The organism is Winogradskyella undariae (assembly GCF_013285155.1).
Lineage (GTDB): Bacteria > Bacteroidota > Bacteroidia > Flavobacteriales > Flavobacteriaceae > Winogradskyella > Winogradskyella undariae.
Genome location: NZ_JABTEL010000007.1, coordinates 121322 through 139733 on the forward strand (window position 1 = coordinate 121322; position 18412 = coordinate 139733).

Annotated in this window: 12 protein-coding genes; 6 read left to right on the top strand and 6 right to left on the bottom strand. The window is 32.0% G+C overall.

Features of this window, described 5'->3' with window-relative positions; all coding sequences use genetic code 11:
- Positions 1–289 precede the first annotated feature (289 nt).
- Positions 290–1216 carry a 5'-nucleotidase gene (locus HSX10_RS11205; protein WP_173588316.1) on the top strand — a complete coding sequence of 309 codons (927 nt, stop codon included), beginning with the start codon at positions 290–292 and terminating at the stop codon, positions 1214–1216.
- Positions 1217–1300: 84 nt separating this feature from the next.
- On the top strand, positions 1301–1984 hold the full coding sequence (locus HSX10_RS11210; protein WP_173588317.1) for a hypothetical protein: 684 nt from the start codon (positions 1301–1303) through the stop codon (positions 1982–1984).
- A 17-nt stretch (positions 1985–2001) separates the two neighbouring features.
- On the opposite strand, the gene HSX10_RS11215 is transcribed toward HSX10_RS11210, so the two are convergent.
- From HSX10_RS11215 to HSX10_RS11225, 3 genes are all read right to left on the bottom strand, one after another.
- Positions 2002–2721 carry a DUF6503 family protein gene (locus HSX10_RS11215; RefSeq protein ID WP_173588318.1) on the bottom strand — a complete coding sequence of 240 codons (720 nt, stop codon included), beginning with the start codon at positions 2719–2721 and terminating at the stop codon, positions 2002–2004.
- A gap of 109 nt (positions 2722–2830) precedes the next feature.
- Positions 2831–3670: an OmpA/MotB family protein gene (locus HSX10_RS11220; RefSeq protein ID WP_173588319.1), complete on the bottom strand. Its 840-nt coding sequence runs from the start codon at positions 3668–3670 to the stop codon at positions 2831–2833.
- 140 nt (positions 3671–3810) lie between these two features.
- Positions 3811–6096, bottom strand: a complete 2286-nt coding sequence (locus HSX10_RS11225; protein ID WP_173588320.1) for an inorganic phosphate transporter — start codon at positions 6094–6096, stop codon at positions 3811–3813.
- A 1155-nt stretch (positions 6097–7251) separates the two neighbouring features.
- On the opposite strand from HSX10_RS11225, the gene HSX10_RS11230 reads away from it, so the two are divergent.
- The gene (locus HSX10_RS11230) at positions 7252–7608 is read left to right on the top strand and encodes a toxin-antitoxin system YwqK family antitoxin (RefSeq protein WP_173588321.1); all 357 of its coding nucleotides are present in this window, start codon (positions 7252–7254) and stop codon (positions 7606–7608) included.
- A gap of 74 nt (positions 7609–7682) precedes the next feature.
- Here HSX10_RS11230 and HSX10_RS11235 read toward each other — a convergent pair whose 3' ends face one another.
- Complete coding sequence (locus HSX10_RS11235) at positions 7683–10508, bottom strand: TonB-dependent receptor (RefSeq protein ID WP_173588322.1); 2826 nt, start codon at positions 10506–10508, stop codon at positions 7683–7685.
- 74 nt (positions 10509–10582) lie between these two features.
- Entirely contained in the window at positions 10583–11818 is a 1236-nt protein-coding gene (locus tag HSX10_RS11240; protein WP_173588323.1) for a beta-helix domain-containing protein, read from the bottom strand.
- Positions 11819–12051: 233 nt separating this feature from the next.
- Between HSX10_RS11240 and HSX10_RS11245 the strand changes: the two genes are divergently transcribed.
- A complete protein-coding gene (locus HSX10_RS11245) occupies positions 12052–13392 on the top strand; it encodes a deoxyguanosinetriphosphate triphosphohydrolase (protein WP_173588324.1) in 1341 nt (446 codons plus the stop codon).
- 2 nt (positions 13393–13394) lie between these two features.
- Here the strand turns inward: HSX10_RS11245 and HSX10_RS11250 are convergent, their stop codons facing one another.
- Complete coding sequence (locus HSX10_RS11250; RefSeq protein WP_173588325.1) at positions 13395–15179, bottom strand: 1-deoxy-D-xylulose-5-phosphate synthase; 1785 nt, start codon at positions 15177–15179, stop codon at positions 13395–13397.
- A 127-nt stretch (positions 15180–15306) separates the two neighbouring features.
- Here HSX10_RS11250 and HSX10_RS11255 point away from each other — a divergent pair, with 127 nt between their 5' ends.
- Complete coding sequence (locus HSX10_RS11255; protein ID WP_173588326.1) at positions 15307–17931, top strand: T9SS-dependent M36 family metallopeptidase; 2625 nt, start codon at positions 15307–15309, stop codon at positions 17929–17931.
- Positions 17932–17956: 25 nt separating this feature from the next.
- Positions 17957–18406, top strand: a complete 450-nt coding sequence (locus HSX10_RS11260) for a nucleoside deaminase (RefSeq protein ID WP_173588327.1) — start codon at positions 17957–17959, stop codon at positions 18404–18406.
- Positions 18407–18412 lie beyond the last annotated feature (6 nt).

Consider the following 18412-nt stretch of genomic DNA (forward strand, 5'->3'; position numbering starts at 1 on the left):
AAAAAGAGATTAAATAATAAGTTTAATTAAATTAAAAATGAAGAGGTGAAAACAAAGATTAACCTTAAAATTTAAAATTAGGGTAAAAAAAAAGGGATGGTTTTGCAGAACCTCCCAATTTTTGTCATAATGTATTAATTGGTTTCGAGGCCAAATAAATAAAAAAGATTGAGGAATACCTCACCTCCTTTTCATGCTTCAAAAGTAATGAAATGAATTCTTCTTGACAAAATTTATCGTTCTGCTAATTATTTTTTTTATTAACAAGTGTTTACAAACAAATAAGGATATGGCATTAAATTTAAATAATGTATTAGTAATAGGAGTCTCATCAAGAGCACTCTTTGATTTAGAAGAAGAAAATTTGATTTTCGAAAACAAAGGAATAGAGGAATATCGTAAACATCAGTTGAAAACTGAAGATGTACCATTAAGACCTGGTTCAGCATTTTATTTAATTAAGAATATTCTTAATTTGAATAAATTGTCTAAGGGCAAAATCGTAGAAGTAGTTGTTATGTCTAAAAATAGCCCTGAAACAGGTATGAGGATATTAAACTCTTTAAATAACTATGAATTAGATATAACGAGAATGGCTTTTACAGGAGGTGAGCCATTGAATCAAAATTTGATTGACGGTTATCGTATCGATCTATTTTTATCTAAAAATGAAATTGATGTTCAAATGGTTATAGATAGTGGTTTGTGTGCAGCAGCAACTATTTTAGAAAATCCTTCAAACTATCAAAATACAGATAATAGAGTTAAAATAGCTTTTGACGCAGATGCAGTATTGTTTTCTGAAGAATCTGAACTGAGATATAAAACAGAAGGAATGGACTCTTTTCATCAATTTGAACAAGAGCATGAAAATGAACCTTTAAGAGAAGGTCCTTTTGCTTCTTTGATAAAAAAATTATCTATAATTCAATCCGAATTTCCTGAAAGCATAGAATTGTCACCACTTAGAATTGCAATAGTAACTGCTAGAAATGCACCATCTCACTTAAGAGTTATAAAAACTTTGAGAAAATGGGGTGTTTATGTTGATGAAGTTTATTTTTTAGGTGGTTGGCCTAAACATAAGATTCTTCAATCTTTCGGTGCTCAAATTTTCTTTGATGATCAAGTTGTACATTTAAAAGACACTTGTAAATGGATTCCTTCTGGACAAGTTCCATATAATAGTGGTTCTTTACTAAGAAAGATATCTTAATCAAGTCAAAAAGCATCTCAGAAATGAGATGCTTTTTTTATATTAGAGTTTTGCTTCGTGATCTTAAAGTATTATAAATTAAATATGAAACACATTCTATTCCTATTACTAATCTCAATAAGTACTTCAATGGTGGCGCAATCAGGCCAGGCAGTCCTTATTTTAAAAGACAGTACTCAAATTAAAGGGTATGGTGAAATTAGCGGAATTAGTTCAATTGTTTCTGTTAAATTCAAGAATGATACCTTAAAATATAAAACCTATAAATCAAAAGATCTTATCGGTGTAGATATTCTAGAAAACGATTATTACAGAAAATTCCGTTATAAATATATTGATGGTGATAAGTATCCAGAAATTATGGAAATTGTTGCTATAGATAATTTAAGCCTTTATGTGAGAGTTTATGAAGGCGGTGTTTTATCTAATTCATTTTTAAATGAAGCGTCATTTAATACGCTTCCAAATCAAACTGTAATATTAGATAATGGTCAGGAAATAAGTTTAAGTCAAAGTCGTAACATTTATATAGAAATAGATATTCCGAGATATAGTTACTATGTTGGTCTTGGTGATAGTGATCAGGTAGAACATCTCTATACTAAAGGACTACCTTTTGCTAAAAGCTTTAAGAAATCAATGAAAAAATACTTTAAAGATTGTTCTGCTTTGTTAGAGAAAGTTGAGAATAAAGAATTTTCAAAAGATAACTTAATAGACGTATTAGAATTTTATAATCAGAATTGTTTTAAGTCAAATTCTAATTAAAACCATAAGTTGAAAATCTACTCTTCAACCAAAGTGTCAGTTCCTAAATACTTATCAGCTTTGTTATAATACCAAGCTCTTACTTTAGGGATTTTAATACCGTTTAGAAGTGTTTCTTGAGAAAGTAATATATATTCACCACTATCTGGTTTCTCTTTACCATTCTCGTCTGTTTTAAAGAACTGATAGATTTCCATGGCATAAGTCTTGGGGTTAAAATAGAAGTACCAAACATCGCTTCCTACGGCTTCATCATAAGTCACTTTTAAAACCAAATAGTCTTTGCCTTTAAAAGTTTTCTTTTCAACGGTATCATTAAGATTGGTGCCGGCGTCTTTCAACTTCATCGGTAAACCATATAAATACGAATAGTAGTTTTTGTACAACGTAGCTCTATCGCAAGTCATGTTCTTTTGTTTAGCCGCTGAGCTATCTAAAACCTTTCCGTTATAACTCATGGTACATTTACGCTTGTTTAAAGTGTAAGTGGTGGTAACGGTATCTTTTGTGGCGGTAACGCTAAAATATTCAGTAGGTAAATTAATAGAGATGATACTGGTACGTTTTGCAGATTCTGGTGTCGTCATTTCTACATTAAAGGTCTCATTAAAAGTGTTCCAATTTCCGTTTGGATCGTGATAGGCAATGGCTTTGTCTAATAAGGTTTCAGGACTTATATTCTGACCAAAACTTAAAAAAGAGATAAAGAAGAGACTGTATGTAACGAATGATTTCATAGTTTTAATTTTGCTACAAATTACACATTAGGGCATAAAAAAAAGCATCCAATGCCGAATTTTACGGGAGGATGCTTTTTTGTGTTAAAATCTAAAAAAGATTTTTTTCTTATTTTTCTTCCATTAACGCGAAGAACTTATCAATGTTTGGCATTAAGATAATACGTGTTCTACGGTTTTTAGCTCTGTTTTCTTTAGTGTCATTTTCAACTAAAGGTTGGTAGCTACTACGACCAGAGGCGATTAATTGCTCAGGTGCAACTTTAAATTGGTTTTGTAATTTTCTAACCACAGATGTTGCACGTAATACACTTAAATCCCAGTTGTCTGCAATTTTATCTGTATTGATGCTTCTAGCGTCTGTATGACCTTCAACCATAACATCTAAACTTGGCTCAGAGTTAATTACGTCAGCTAATTTTTGTAAAATTTTGTCAGCTTTGTTTCCAACTCTGTAACTTGCTGTGTTAAATAACATATCGTCATCAATAGAGATCATAACAACAGTTTCGTTAATATCTACTACAATATCTTCGTCTTCGTTAAGATCGCTAGTGTTCATAGCTTTGCTTAAGTTGTACTGAATCGCTAAATTCATTGAATCTTTTAAAGTTTTTGCGCCAGCTAATTTTTCAGCATCTACATTTTTCAATGTTTCTTTCATCTTTTCTTTACTAGCTACAGATACTACGGTACCATCTTCAGCTATTTGAAATTTAGACTTACCGCTTTCAACTTCTTCGTTTAAAGATTGTATTTTAGAATTGTAATCGCTAACGCGAGCTTCTATTGCTGCAAATTTATTTTCTAAATCTTCTTTTTCTACTCTTGTTTTAGTCAGTTCACTTGTAATTTCCCCGTTTTGTTGCTCTAAGGCTACGTATTTCTTTTTTGAAACACAAGCTGTTAACATAATGGTTGCTACTAATAGGATTGAAATTTTTTTCATCGTAGGTTTTAATTTTATTAATTTCTAAAATAGATATACGGCGCTAGCCATAATCTGGATGTTAAAAAGCCTTATTTTTTTTAAAAAAATAAGGCTTTTATTTGTAATCTATTTACTATCAGGTTAATAATGATGGTAATTTATTCTTCTTCTGATGTCTCTAAATCATGAGTTAACCTTGCTGGTTTAACAGAGCTATCGTGTGCGTTATAATATTCTTCTAAAAGATTCATTGTCGCTGTTAATAGATCTTTAGTCTCTAATAATAAACTGAAATATAACGTTGTGTTTTTAGGACTTGATTCTTCAGTACGTGTACGTTCTACTTGTTTCTGAATTTTTTCAGTCACTAAATTGTAAACTTTAGATCTATCACTTAATATTTCTCCAATTTTTTCGAAAGATCTAGAATTAAAAGCTACTTGAGCATTGTTAAATAAAGCTTCAATTTTCTCATCGACTTCTTTCAGTTCTTTAATCTGAGAGAATTTTAATTTCTTATGATTGTTATTGACGTGCTTATGACTCGTTTTAGAGATGTAATCTAAAGACTGCGTAATATCTTGTAAATAACCTAATATATTAATGTAGAAGTTACTTGCAGAAAGACTTGGTTCTTCTAAGTTTTTAATAAAATAGAAGATGTTATCTCTTAGATCATCAATCTCATCAGAAAGCTTTTCAATTTGTTTTTTATTCTTCTTTAAGACTTTTAAATCTTGAACAGCTAAACCGTTAATAGCTGAAGAATAAATTTTATTACCACGTTTAATAACACTTGCAATGTTAGAAGCACTTTCGTGTATAACCCCTTGTGTAGAGCTACTTTCAGCTTTTTCTAACTGATCTTCTTCTTTCATCATTTTAGAACTCTGACGGTGAGATATAAAACTTCTTAATAATAAAAGGATCGCTAAAACTAATAAGCCTACTAAAGCATAGCCTTCTCCGTAATATAATATAAAGGCCATAATTGATGCGGCTGCAAAAGCACTAAAAGCAGTGAAAAACCAACCACCGATAACGTTTAATACACCTGCAACTCTGTAAACAGCACTTTCACTTCCCCAAGCTCTATCGGCTAAAGAGGTTCCCATTGCTACCATAAAGGTTACGTATGTGGTAGATAAAGGAAGTTTCATAGATGTAGCAATAGATATTAATACACTTGCTACCATTAGATTTACAGCTGCCCTTACAAGGTCAAACGCTGGTATATCTTCGGCTTTGGCAATAACTTTAGGCTTTATAAATTGTTTGTCTGCCCATTCCATATAAGGTTTAGGTAATATACTGTTTAAGGTATTAGATATTGTAATTGTAGATCTAACAATCATACGAGATAAGAAGTTAGGTTCAAAACGTTCTTTAACTTCATCTTGTCTCGATAAATCTACAGAGGTTTTAACAACTGAACGAGCTTTACTAGAAAACCATAGTGTTAATACCATAATAAGTCCTGCTATAAGTAATAAGATAGGTTGTGTCTTTACAGGTGCGCTTAAGGCTGTCATTACAAATTCTGTAGGCAAAGCTCCACTGATTGACCATGCTTCGTAAGAATTGTAAGCCGCAATAGGAACACCAATAAAATTCACTAAATCGTTACCAGCAAAAGCTACAGCAAGTGCAAACGTACCTACAACTATAATAATGGTATATATATTGGTTTTAAATGTATGGATAACGAAATAAGATAATAGTGTTAAAACTACAAAGCTAATTCCTATAAGTGCAACAGGGTTAGATGATATTACATTTGTGATATCTGCACTCATAAAGCTTGCGTTCTTAATCCCTTTTATTAATATGAAATAAAGAATTGAAGTATTTGCAACGCCGCTAAAAAGAGCACCATACCAAGATGGTTTTTCTTGAAACTTAAATGTTAATAGTAATCTAGAAGCGTATTGTATAATGGCACCAATAGTGAATGCAACAACTACGGAGAGTAGTATTCCTAGAATAATTTCAATGGCTTTAGAGTTGTTAATATATGTGCTTAAATCTACTATGGTTTGTGAGCTATCACTGTAAATTTTAATTAAAGCAACAGCTACAGAAGCACCTAAAAGTTCAAAAACAATAGAAACTGTTGTTGAAGTCGGCATACCTAAGGTATTAAAGAAATCGAGGAGTAGAATATCTGTGAGCATTACAGCCATAAAAATGACCATAATTTCATTAAACATAAATTCACCAGGGTTGAAGATACCTTTCCTGGCAACTTCCATCATTCCACTAGAAGTTAAAGCACCGACAGCGACACCAAGACTTGCTACAATCATTATTGTTTTAAAAGATACTGCCTTAGATCCGATAGCCGAATTTAAAAAGTTTACAGCATCATTACTTACACCAACTACTAAGTCTGCTACAGCTAAAAAAGCTAAGGCAGCGAGCATATAGATATAGAGGTTGTCCATTGAATTTAGTATATAAAAATTGAATGCAAAGTACCCGTTTTATGAGGAAGCGAATGTTACCTTAATGTTATTATTTTAAGTCGAGTGTGATTAAAATATATTTTTTACTTATATTTTTTCAGACTTTTATATTACAAGATGTAAGCATATATAGTTTTTCTTTTCTATTGTAATTGTCTAAACGATACTCTATTCTAAATTGAAGTTTTGTTTTTTCTTAAATTAACCAACCTATTCATGTTGCTGTTCTTTGGTCTAATGTTAGTTTAATCTTTTTTCTCATATTTAGTAAAGCTTCAATATAAGCGTTAAGATAACTTTCTCCTATACTCAGCTTTCTGCCTTTTATTGTGGAATCTATGCCGTAAGGGTTTTCCGATCTTATTATGGTTAAGGCTCTAAAGAAACGTTGTTCAAGTTTTAATTTATGATTAAACTATAATTGTTCTTTGGTTTTTGTATCATTATGTTACTGTATTAATCTATGCTCATTGCTTTCTCCATCTATAGATGCTCTTAGAGGATATTGAACCCCCAAACCTAAATGGTGCTTGCTATTTATATTAAAAGTTGAAAAAGGTATAAAAATTTAATTGTCTGTTTTCAGATTCTATAATTTCGTTTTATAGAAGTTGTAACACGATCTTACTTCAAATTTTATTTTGTTTTATTGTTGCAGTTATTGTGTATTAAAAGTCGTGTTTCTCTTAAATCTGTTAAGCTATTTTGTGAATAGAGAATGAGATTCGTTGATAATATAAATAGTATTGTTACGCATTTGAGTCGTATCATGTCTGTTAATCATTGATTCGATAGAGTTCATTTATTTTTGGTAAGCGTGACTATTGTAGTTTTTTATTTACGCGAAACTGTTATTAAGTAATGAAAATTATTTTGTTTAGAATAGCTTTTTTACAGTGTTTGATAATCTTATATCTTTATTAAGATGTGATTTTATTTTTCTAAATAGCTGTTAATTAGTGTGTTTCATTTTATTTTTTTTTTTCTTAAGCTTATGGTGATATGGCTTAAGGTGTTGGTAATTAGTTTTTTAAGGTTTTAATGTTAACTTAATGTTACGTAAGTGTTGTTTAAATGTAAAATTTGTAGTATATTCGTGATATAATAATTAACAATACAAAAACCCAAGAAATTATGAAAAAGATAGTAACATTATTAGTAATGCTGTGTGTAGGGTTTTCTTTCGCACAAGATAAAATCAATCCAAAATTAGAGAAAAAAGATAATTTAGTAGTAGCTACTTATTACCATGATAATGGAGAAGTACAACAAGTAGGTACATTTGATGCTGATGGTAAATTACAGGGAGAATGGACAAGTTATGATGCTAATGGAAAAAAATTAGCTTCAGCAACTTATGAAGCTGGTAAGAAGGTAGGAAAATGGTTCTTTTGGGGTAACGATTCTTTAAAAGAAGTAGATTATAAAAACAACAGTGTAGTACATGTTGTAGAATGGTCTAATGATAGAACTTTAGTATCAGTTGATTAACTAAATAAACTCTATAAATAAAAAAAGAGCTGTAATTTAATTACAGCTCTTTTTTTGTTTAATAGGTTTTAATATTATAAACTCATACTATATCCAAGGCTAAATGTTGTTCCTGGATTTCTTAATGAAAAATTAGCAGTTGCATCTCCATAAGACTCGTACTGACTTAATTTATCATCGTTAAGAATATTGTCTACCTTTAAGCTCAGCTTAGACCTATTATCCTTACCAAAGCTTTTTGAAAGGTTAAAGTTTAAGCTATTAAAAGATTGTGTGTATACATCTGGGTTTTGGCCAAAACCTACAACCTCTAATGTTTTACCTTGAACATTATAGAAAATACCAGTTTCAAATCCTGAGTCTGTATTGTTATAGTTAAGACCAACGTTTACTAAAAATGGCGATTGTCCTTGTAATTCACGGGTGTCATCTATAGTTTCTCCATCTCTAGCAAATTGTTGTCTAGATTCATATTCTTGGCCCTCTCCTTTAGCCATTTCGATTTTAGAATCTATAATTGAAACATTAACATTTAAACTTAAGTCACTTAACGACTCAGATATAAAACTAAAGTTTTTACGACCTTCAAATTCTAAACCTAAAACTTGTGCTTCTGGTGAGTTTCTAGGTGTAAATTGATTAGGTGCAACAAATGAATATGCAACTAATTCAATAGGGTCTTTAAATCTTTTGTAGAATCCACTAATAGCAAACATTTGCGCCTTTTCTCCAAAAAATTCATATCTGGCATCAAAGTTATTAATGTATGAAGGTTGTAAATCTATATTCCCTAAAAATGTGATTCCTGTAAGTAAATCTGAAATCTGTACTACTGAAGATTCTTTAAAACTAGGTCTAGCTACCGAACGGAAGTAAGATAAACGGATGTTAGATTTTTCGTTGGCTTCATATATGAAGTTTGCGGATGGAAATAAATCTAACTCTTCAATTGTTTTTTTGTCATTATAGATTTCGGTACCAGAATTATTTTGTCCTGTAAATAAAGTTGTAAAGTACTCTGCACGAACACCAATTATGGATTTTAATTTATCAGTAATCTTAAATTCATTAGAAACATAAACTGCAGCTGTGTTTTGAGTAGACTCGTAAGAGTTAGCAGGCTCAAAATTACCACGAATGTAAGAGCCAGAGTTAGTTTCAGGTGTCCAAATATTGCTAGGATCTAAAATAGCATTTGGATCTCCATCAAAACCAGAAGTGTTTACGCTTCTAAAAGCAACCTCGTATTTATAGATGTCATAGTTACGTTGTTTGTAACTTGCTAAAGCACCAAATTTAAGAGCCGCTTGGTTGTTAAATAAATTATATTTTTTAGTGAAATCAACTTTAGCTGTAGCATTAACTTCTTCTAGGTCTCTCCATAAACGTTGTGGGAAACCAGCATCAGAACTGATACTTGTAGAACCATCATTATTGATGATGAAAGTAGTTAATCTTACATCTTTATCGTAAACGCGACTAATACTTGGAGAAACTTTCCAATCTATAATAAAATCATTTTCAGCAAGGCTATGTTGACCTCCAATTAAAAAGTTAGTTAAACTGCGTTGTGTGTATTCTAAGTTGTCTTTATCAACGTCAATATCGTTAGAAATTTCAGTGTTTTGTGTAAATAAGGCAGCTCTACTTTCTCCACTCTGAATGTGTAATACATTAAAATTATATTTAGAGTTATCAGTTTTATAAGATAAGCCAACTAAACCGCTTAATAAAACATTATTTTCTCCTAAATCACCTATTTGTCTACGGTCAAACCTTAGTTCGTTAACTGAGCGATCTTCATTTTTTTGATAAACTCCATTTTCGAAACCTTCATAAAATTTAGTGTCGTTTTTGTAGTTTATAGATGCTATTAAGCCTAATCTATTGTCTCCAATATCAAATTGGTTACCATAATTAAAACCAAAACTGAAGTTAGGTGCGCTACTTTGACGCTCTGCAGCTAAAGTTCTATTAAAAGAACGTGTTATACCTTCTAAACTTGAGTTATCACTAGATGCAGGATTTGGAACGGTATTAGTAGGTGAAATTGGTAAATCTCTATCTCCACTATCAAAACCTAGAAAATCTGTTCCGCTACCTTCGTAAGTGACATAGTTAGAGTTAAATGTCATATCAGGATTATAGCTTGTAGAAAGCGAAAAACTTATGGCTTTTTTAGAAGGGAAATCTTTTGTAATGATATCTACAACACCTCCTGTAAAATCTGCAGGTAAATCAGCAGAACCAGACTTTTTAACTATAATATTCTCTAATATGTTAGTTGGGAAAATATCCATCTGAACCGTATTTTTATCAGGGTCTAACCCTGGAATGTCCATACCATTTAAAATAGATTTTGTATAACGATCTCCTAGACCTCTTACATATACAAATTTTCCATCTTGAACAGAAACACCTGGTACACTTTTAATCGCAGAAGCAATATTACTTGCACCTGATTTTTTTATGCTTTCTATAGAAAGACCATCTAGTAAAACAGCCGAATTACGTTGAAGATTTAATACAGATTCTTCTGTGTTTCTTCGTACTGATGTTGTAATTACAACTTCGCTTAATGCGGCAGAAGATGGATTTAAGGTAACGTTAACTTCAGTAACATTATTAGCTGTTATTACAACTTCTGAAATCGCTTTAGTTTCATATCCAACAAATGAATATACTAAAGTGTAAGTTCCAGCATCTAGTGTTAATTTATATTCACCATCAAAATCAGTTGTGGTACCTGTTGAAGAGTTTTGTACTATGACGTTAGCAAAAGGTAGTACATCGTTAAACTCTCCGTCAAAAATTTTTCCTGTTACTGTACCAGTTTCTTGTGCTGATACAAATGAAAAGGATAATAAAATTGCAAAAAATAGAGATACGGATTTAAGCATTTTTGGGTATTATTTAAAATATACAAAATGCCCGAAAGTTATTTCCGGACATTTTGATTATTATGTTTGTTAATTTAGAATGCGTTTTGTGAAGCAGCATAAGTCCAACCAAATACAGATGTATCTGCACCAGTTGTAGCTTCAGTAGCTGTAATTGCTGTAGCATTATCAGTAAAGCTCTCCATGTTAGCATCAGCTTGAAAGATATCAGCAAGAGCAACTCCTGTTGGTAAAACAACTTCCCAGTTAGAAAATGTTATTCTTCCAGCAGCTAGTTCAGTATGTGAGTCATCACCACTAATTCTTACTGTAGATTCAGCTCCGAAGTTATAAACTAAAACATTGTTCATGTTTGCAATTAAACCATCTCTACAATCAGCAATGTAGTTAGATGTAGATGCGTTACCAATTAAAGTAATATCATTGAATGTGTAACCAGCTTCAGTTGCAACAGATCCTTCAGGACCGTCTAATTCTAAAGCACTACCAGACTCACTACCTAAAATAACAACTGCATTAGTTACAGTACCTGACCAAGCTTGGTCAGCATCTAAACCATCATCACCGTCACCCCATGTAATTAAGTTTGTAGCGTTTACAGTTCCACCGAACCATTCAAAACCATCATCTTGGTTAGATACAACTTCTAAGTTATCTAACGTAGTTCCAGAACCAACACCACCTAAAGTAATACCGTTAATTTCGTTATCAGAACCGATAGTGATACCACCATGTCTTACAGAGATATATTTATAAGTACCAGAATTATCAGTAGCATCAGTACCACCATATTGACCGTAATCTTCAGTTGCAGGAATACCTTCAATCTGTGCAGTTTCAACATCTCCACTAACAGAGATAGGAGCACGACCTAAGATGATTAAACCTCCCCAAAGACCTACGTCATTTGAATCTAAGTTAGAACCTGCAGTTTGACCAACAGTGATATTATCTAAAATAGAAGTCATTATAATTGGGTTGCTTGCTGTACCTTCAGCCATAACTTTACCACCTTGATCTACTACTAAAGCAGAAGCTAAAGATTCTTGTCCTTCAGCACCTTTAATAATAGTACCAGCTTCAATAGTTAAAGTAACACCTTCGTTCACAACAACTTTACCACCTAAAACGTAAATGTTTTCTGCAGACCAAGTTTCATCTGAAGTTAAAATTCCTGATTTGTAAACTTCAGTTACAATTCCATCGTCATCTCCACCATCATCAGTTGAAGAATTGTCATCATCACTACTACAGTTAAATGCGAAAAGTGAAAATGTAAGTAAGAAAAATAAATTTTTAATTGTTTTCATTTTGTTTTTGTTCATTAAATGTTATGCTGCAAAGAAAGCTTGTTAATTCGTGTTTTGAGTTATTCAAAAATTACCAATTTGTAATTAAAAGGTTAGTTAAACGTATTCTTAATATTAACTAGTTTTGAATATGGAAACAATTAGTTAACATTGAAATTTGTTTCATCTATCTAAGCATTATATAATCGATTGTTTACCAATTTATTTATCTTGCATCCTATAAGAATGTAATTATGAATTGGGAACAACTACTGTCGTTAAAGCGCTATGGCGATACAAATAAAAGATTAAGAAAAGAACAAGATGAAACACGTTTAGGCTTTGAGGTCGATTATGATCGTATTATATTTTCTGCAGAATTTAGAGGATTACAAGATAAAACACAAGTCGTTCCGTTGTCTAAAACCGATTTTGTACATACGCGTTTAACGCATAGTTTAGAAGTTAGTGTTGTTGGGAGATCTCTTGGTAGAAGAGTTGGGCAGTTATTATTAAAGAAACACCCGCATTTAGAAAGTTCTCATGGTTATAAAATGAATGACTTTGGTGCTATTGTTGCAGCAGCAGCTTTAGCACATGATATTGGAAATCCTCCTTTTGGTCATTCTGGTGAAAAAGCAATTGGAGCTTATTTTAAAGAAGGGAGTGGTGCTAACTTTAAAGACTTATTAACGGCTAAAGAATACCAAGATTTATGTGATTTTGAAGGAAATGCTAATGGTTTTAAAATCTTAACTGAAAGTAGAGAAGGTAGAGAAGGTGGTTTGCGTCTTAGTTATGCAACCTTAGGTGCTTTTATGAAATACCCAAAAGAATCCTTACCTAAGAAACCAAGCAAGCATATTGTAGATAAAAAATATGGCTTTTTTCAAAGTGAAAAGCAAATGTTTAATGATGTTGCTACTGATTTAGGTTTAATTAAAAGACATGATGATTATCTAAGTTTTCAAAGACATCCTTTGGCATATTTAGTTGAAGCTGCTGATGATATCTGTTATACTATAATTGATTTTGAAGATGGAATTAATTTAGGTTTAATACAAGAAGAATATGCTTTAGAGTACCTAATTAATTTGGTTAGAGATAGTATTATAACTAAAAATTATAACACATTAAAAACAACTGAAGATCGCGTAAGTTATTTACGGGCATTAGCTATTGGGCGATTAATAGAAGAAGCTGCTACTTTATTTATGAAGCATGAAGAAGCAATCTTATCCGGTAAATTTGAGACAGGTTTATTAGATGTGAGTCAGTATAAAGCGCAAATCAAGGATATTATAGATATTAGTATCAATAATGTTTACCGATCTAAAGAGGTTATTAATAAGGAGATTGCCGGTTACCAGATTTTGAATCAATTATTGGAATCATTCGGAAAAATGGCTTTTAATTATTATGATGATAATATGTCTAATTATGATAAACTACTATTAAGTACATTGCCCGAAATTGTAAAACTTAGTAATGAATCTTTATATGAAAACCTGTTAGCTATTTGTCTTTATATTTCAAAATTATCAGATACAAATGCTATGCTATTACATAAAAAACTTCAAGGACAAATATTATAGACTTAATGGTTATTGATCACTAAGAATAAATTATCAATTGCCTCTTTTATTGAAATTGTATCTAATTTTTGCAGTTGCAGTAATTGTTCTACTGTTCCGTGTTCAATAAATTGATCTTCAATTCCGCGCGTTACTATTTTAGGATTGTAATTATGGGTGTTTGCAAAGGCTAAAATAGAACTTCCAAATCCACCAATAATAGTACCTTCTTCAATGGTGATTATGGCTTTTTGGGTTTTAAATATTTCATGCAATAGATTTTCGTCTAATGGTTTTACAAATTGCATGTCGTAATGACTTATCGCTTCTTTTTTATCATAAGTTGAAATTGTATCTTCTACTGTTTTGGCAATCGTACCAATAGAAAGTATGGCAATTTCATTTCCTGATTTTAATTGCTCTCCTTTTCCAATTTCAATCTTTTTAAAAGGTTTTTTCCAATCTAATATATGTCCACGTCCCCTTGGATAACGGATAGCAATAGGAAAATCAATACCCAATTGTGCTGTGTACATTATATTTCTTAGTGCAATAGCATCTCTTGGTGCAAAAATCACCATATTAGGAATGCAATTAAGGTAGGCTAAATCAAAAACGCCATGGTGTGTTGCTCCATCTTCACCAACTAATCCAGCACGATCCAAACAAAAAATAACAGGTAAATTCTGTAAAGCTACATCATGTATAATTTGATCATAAGCCCGTTGTAAAAAGGTAGAATAGATATTACAAAATGGAATAAGACCTTGCGTAGCCATACCAGCAGCTAAAGTAACGGCGTGTTGTTCTGCAATACCGACATCAAAAGCACGATTCGGAATAGTTTCCATCATATACTTTAAGGAACTTCCTGTTGGCATTGCTGGTGTAATCCCTACAATTTTATCATTTTTTAATGCTAATTCTACAATGGTCTCACCAAATACATCTTGAAATTTTGGCGGTTTTCTAGAGCCAGATTTAGCAATGAGTTCTCCTGTTTTAGCATCAAATTTTCCTGGCGCGTGATATTTTATTTGGTCTAATTCTGCTTGTCGTAATCCTTTTCCTTTAGTGGTGATAATGTGTAAAAACTTAGGACCTTTTACGGTTTTTAAACGCTTTAATTCAGAAAGTAATAACGGTAAATTATGACCATCAATAGGTCCTGAATAGTTAAAATTTAAAGCTTCAAAAATATTATCCTGCTTTTCGGTTCCTTTCTTTACATTAGTTAGGTATTGTTTTAAAGCACCAACACTTGGGTCAATACCAATAGCATTATCATTTAAGATAACGAGTAGGTTAGCATTTGTAACTCCTGCGTGGTTTAAACCTTCAAAAGCCATTCCGCTTGCTATAGACGCATCACCTATAACGGCAATATGATGTTTGTTTTCTCCTTTTAGTTCTGAAGCAATCGCCATGCCTAAAGCAGCAGAAATAGATGTAGAGGAATGCCCTACACCAAAAGCATCATAATTGCTTTCACTTCGTTTAGGGAAACCACTTATGCCTTTTAATTGCCTGTTGGTTTCAAATACGTCTTTTCTACCCGTTAGTAATTTATGACCATAGGCTTGGTGACCAACATCCCAAATTAATAAATCTTTAGGGGTGTTAAATATATAATGTAGAGCTATGGTTAGTTCTACAACTCCTAAACTGGCACCTAAATGTCCTTCTTTGGTTGCGACGATATTAATTATTAACTCGCGCAATTCTTTAGCAAGTAAAGGTAAATCGTCCGGTTTTAGATTTCGTAAATCTTCAGGAAGGTTAATATGGTCTAAAAATGTCTTGTTCACGGTGTAAAAATACGAGATTTAGTATTTCTTATGTATGCTTTGTGTTCTCTCTTTTTAGTTAAAGAGATAATTAACTGTAAGTAAGCGTCTTTTTATAAGACTTAATTATCAGAATTAATCCCTATTTATGATAAAAACATACATTTGCCTAGTCCTTTTCTTATTGTTATCAGCTTCTTATTCGTTTGGTCAAAGTGATCTGAAATCTTCAAAATACGGAATCACGATACTTGATTATTTAAAGGATAATAAATCAAATTTCAATTTTATAGATAAAGATTTAGAGAATCCTGTAATAAACAACGAGTACTATTCTGAAAATACAGAAGTAACTCATGTTTATTTAAATCAAACCTATCAAGGCATCAAACTTTATAATGCTATATCTAGCATAGCAATTAAAGATGGTGAAATTTTTTATTATGCTAATAGGTTTTTAAATCACATACCGTCTAAAGTTAATTCTACAACACCAGCTTTTTCTCCTAATGCTTCAATTATTAAGGTTGCTCAACAATTTGAATTAGGAAATGTGAAAAATATGCAAGAGTTAGAGCATAATGGTAATCAATATGTATTCTCTAATTCTGGGATTTCAACACAAAATATTAAGGTTGAATTGGTTTTTGTAAAACAAGATGAAAATTTAAAGTTAGCATGGGATTTTATTATTTACACTAATGATAATAAGCATTGGTGGAGTGTTAGGGTTAATGCAATTACAAATGAGGTCATAGAATTTAATGATTTAATCTTAACCTGTACTTTTGATGCTGAACACGACCATTCTAAGCATGCGGATCAACAAGATTTTACAAAACTAGCTCCAATAACTAATTCTGTTTTGGTTGATGGTTCTAATTATAACGTATTTCCACTCCCTTTAGAGAGTCCAAATCATGGTTCTAGACAAATTGTTACAGAACCTGCAAGTTCTAATGCTTCCCCATTTGGATGGCACGATAATAACGGGTTTCCTGGTGCTGATTTTACAACGGCTAGAGGTAATAATGTTTGGGCTAAAGATGATATTAGAGGAAATAATTCTAATGATAGTTTTTCTCCAGAAGGTACAGCATTCTTAAATTTCGATTTCCCATTAGATTTTAATTTATCTCCATTAGACTATCAAGAAGCTGCTATTACCAATTTGTTTTATATGAATAACATGATGCATGATATATGGTTTAATCATGGTTTTGATGAGAGTTCGGGGAATTTTCAAACAACAAATTACAGTAATCAAGGTAATGGTGACGATTTTGTTTTTGCAGATGCTCAAGACGGAAGTGGTTTTAATAATGCTAATTTTGGGACGCCTCCAGATGGTGTTAATCCAAGAATGCAAATGTTTTTATGGTCTCCACCAGGTGGTGATACAAGTGAGCGTGTTGTTATAGAAAACGGGAGTTTAATGGGAGAGTATGATGCTTTGGGTGCTTCGTTTGGAGCGCTATTGTCTGCTGTGCCTGTAACATCTAGTTTAATATCAGTAATTGATACTACGGCAGATACTTTAAATGCTTGCGAAACAATTATTAATTCAGCAGAACTTAATGGAAATATAGCAATATTAAGACGTGGAGAATGTGAGTTTGGGGCAAAGGTTTTAGCAGTAGAAAATGCAGGTGCTATTGGTGTGATTGTTGTCAATAATACGGCTGGTGAAAGCATTGAAATGGGACCAGGAGCTGATGGAGATTTAGTAACGATACCTTCAGTAATGGTGACACAAGTTATTGGAGAAGCACTTATTTCTGCATTAAATAATGGAGAAAACATTACAGCGAGTTTAGTAGGGCCAGATTTAACTGATTTTATTGATGGTGGATTTGATAATGGAATTATAGCTCACGAGTACGGTCATGGTATTTCTAATAGATTAGCTGGTGGTCCATCTGCAGCTAATTGCTTACAAAATAATGAGCAGATGGGAGAAGGATGGTCAGATTGGTTTGCTTTGATGGTTACTATGAAAGCATCAGATGTTTCTACTGATGGAAGAGGAATCGGAACATTTGCAACAAGCCAATCTACTACAGCAGTTGGTATTAGACCCGCACGCTATAATACTGATTTTTCAGATAATGGATTTACATATAACGCATCAAATACACTTTCTCAACCCCACGGTATTGGTTTTGTTTGGGCAACCACATTATGGGATTTAACTTGGGCTTATATAGATAAATATGGTTTTGATTCTGATCTATATAATGGAAATGGTGGTAATAATAAAGTGATGAATTTAGTGATTAATGGCTTAAAATTACAACCATGTAATTCTGGATTTGTAGATGGTAGAGATGCTATTTTAGCAGCTGATAGATTAACTACAGGAGGTGTCGATCAGTGTTTAATTTGGGAAGTATTTGCTGCTAGAGGTTTAGGTGTGAATGCAGAACAAGGCGATGTTGATTCTCGTAGTGATCAAATAGAAGATTTTACAATGCCATTAAGTAGTACTCCATCATTAGCTAATTGTTCGGCTTTAAGTGTTAATGAATTTGATAAGGCTAATCTTAGTATTTATCCAAATCCTACGGAAACAGAATTATCAATTACGTCAATTAATACTTTAGGTGATGTTAGTATTAGTATCGTTGATCTTAATGGTAGAATTGTATATAAAACACAAAAAGAATCATTTAATAGTGTTACTATAAATACGAGTCAATTACAAACTGGATTATATATTTTAAGAATTATTGGAGTTAATATTAACTTCAATGAAAAAATAATAAAGAAGTAATGTATCTTTATTTTTTAAATTATATATGATAAACCCATTTGACGATACTTACTTTATGAAAAAAGCACTTCAGGAAGCTGAGGCTGCTTTTGAAAAAGGTGAAATACCTGTTGGCGCAATAATTGTTGTAGAAGATAGAATCATTGCAAGAACACATAATTTAACAGAATTACTCAATGATGTTACTGCGCATGCAGAAATGCAAGCCATTACGTCTGCTGCTAATTTTTTAGGAGGAAAATATTTGACTAACTGTAGGCTTTATGTCACTTTAGAACCTTGTCAAATGTGTGCAGGTGCATTGTATTGGAGTCAGATTTCTAAAATCGTCTATGGTGCTTCTGATACACAAAGAGGTTTTAAAACGATGGGGACACAATTGCATCCTAAAACAGAGGTAGTTAGTGGAGTCTTAGCGGAGGAAGCTTCTGCTTTGATGAAACGTTTTTTTGTTGAAAAACGAAATTTAAATTAAGGCTTA

What these genes read in the sequence shown, in the direction of transcription:
- HSX10_RS11255 (WP_173588326.1), top strand. Translation starts at nt 15,307, where the DNA reads ATGATAAAAACATACATTTGCCTAGTCCTTTTCTTATTGTTATCAGCT.
- HSX10_RS11245 (WP_173588324.1), top strand. Translation starts at nt 12,052, where the DNA reads ATGAATTGGGAACAACTACTGTCGTTAAAGCGCTATGGCGATACAAAT.
- HSX10_RS11220 (WP_173588319.1), bottom strand. Translation starts at nt 3,670, where the DNA reads ATGAAAAAAATTTCAATCCTATTAGTAGCAACCATTATGTTAACAGCT.
- HSX10_RS11230 (WP_173588321.1), top strand. Translation starts at nt 7,252, where the DNA reads ATGAAAAAGATAGTAACATTATTAGTAATGCTGTGTGTAGGGTTTTCT.
- HSX10_RS11215 (WP_173588318.1), bottom strand. Translation starts at nt 2,721, where the DNA reads ATGAAATCATTCGTTACATACAGTCTCTTCTTTATCTCTTTTTTAAGT.
- HSX10_RS11260 (WP_173588327.1), top strand. Translation starts at nt 17,957, where the DNA reads ATGATAAACCCATTTGACGATACTTACTTTATGAAAAAAGCACTTCAG.
- HSX10_RS11225 (WP_173588320.1), bottom strand. Translation starts at nt 6,096, where the DNA reads ATGGACAACCTCTATATCTATATGCTCGCTGCCTTAGCTTTTTTAGCT.
- HSX10_RS11235 (WP_173588322.1), bottom strand. Translation starts at nt 10,508, where the DNA reads ATGCTTAAATCCGTATCTCTATTTTTTGCAATTTTATTATCCTTTTCA.
- HSX10_RS11240 (WP_173588323.1), bottom strand. Translation starts at nt 11,818, where the DNA reads ATGAAAACAATTAAAAATTTATTTTTCTTACTTACATTTTCACTTTTC.
- HSX10_RS11210 (WP_173588317.1), top strand. Translation starts at nt 1,301, where the DNA reads ATGAAACACATTCTATTCCTATTACTAATCTCAATAAGTACTTCAATG.
- HSX10_RS11205 (WP_173588316.1), top strand. Translation starts at nt 290, where the DNA reads ATGGCATTAAATTTAAATAATGTATTAGTAATAGGAGTCTCATCAAGA.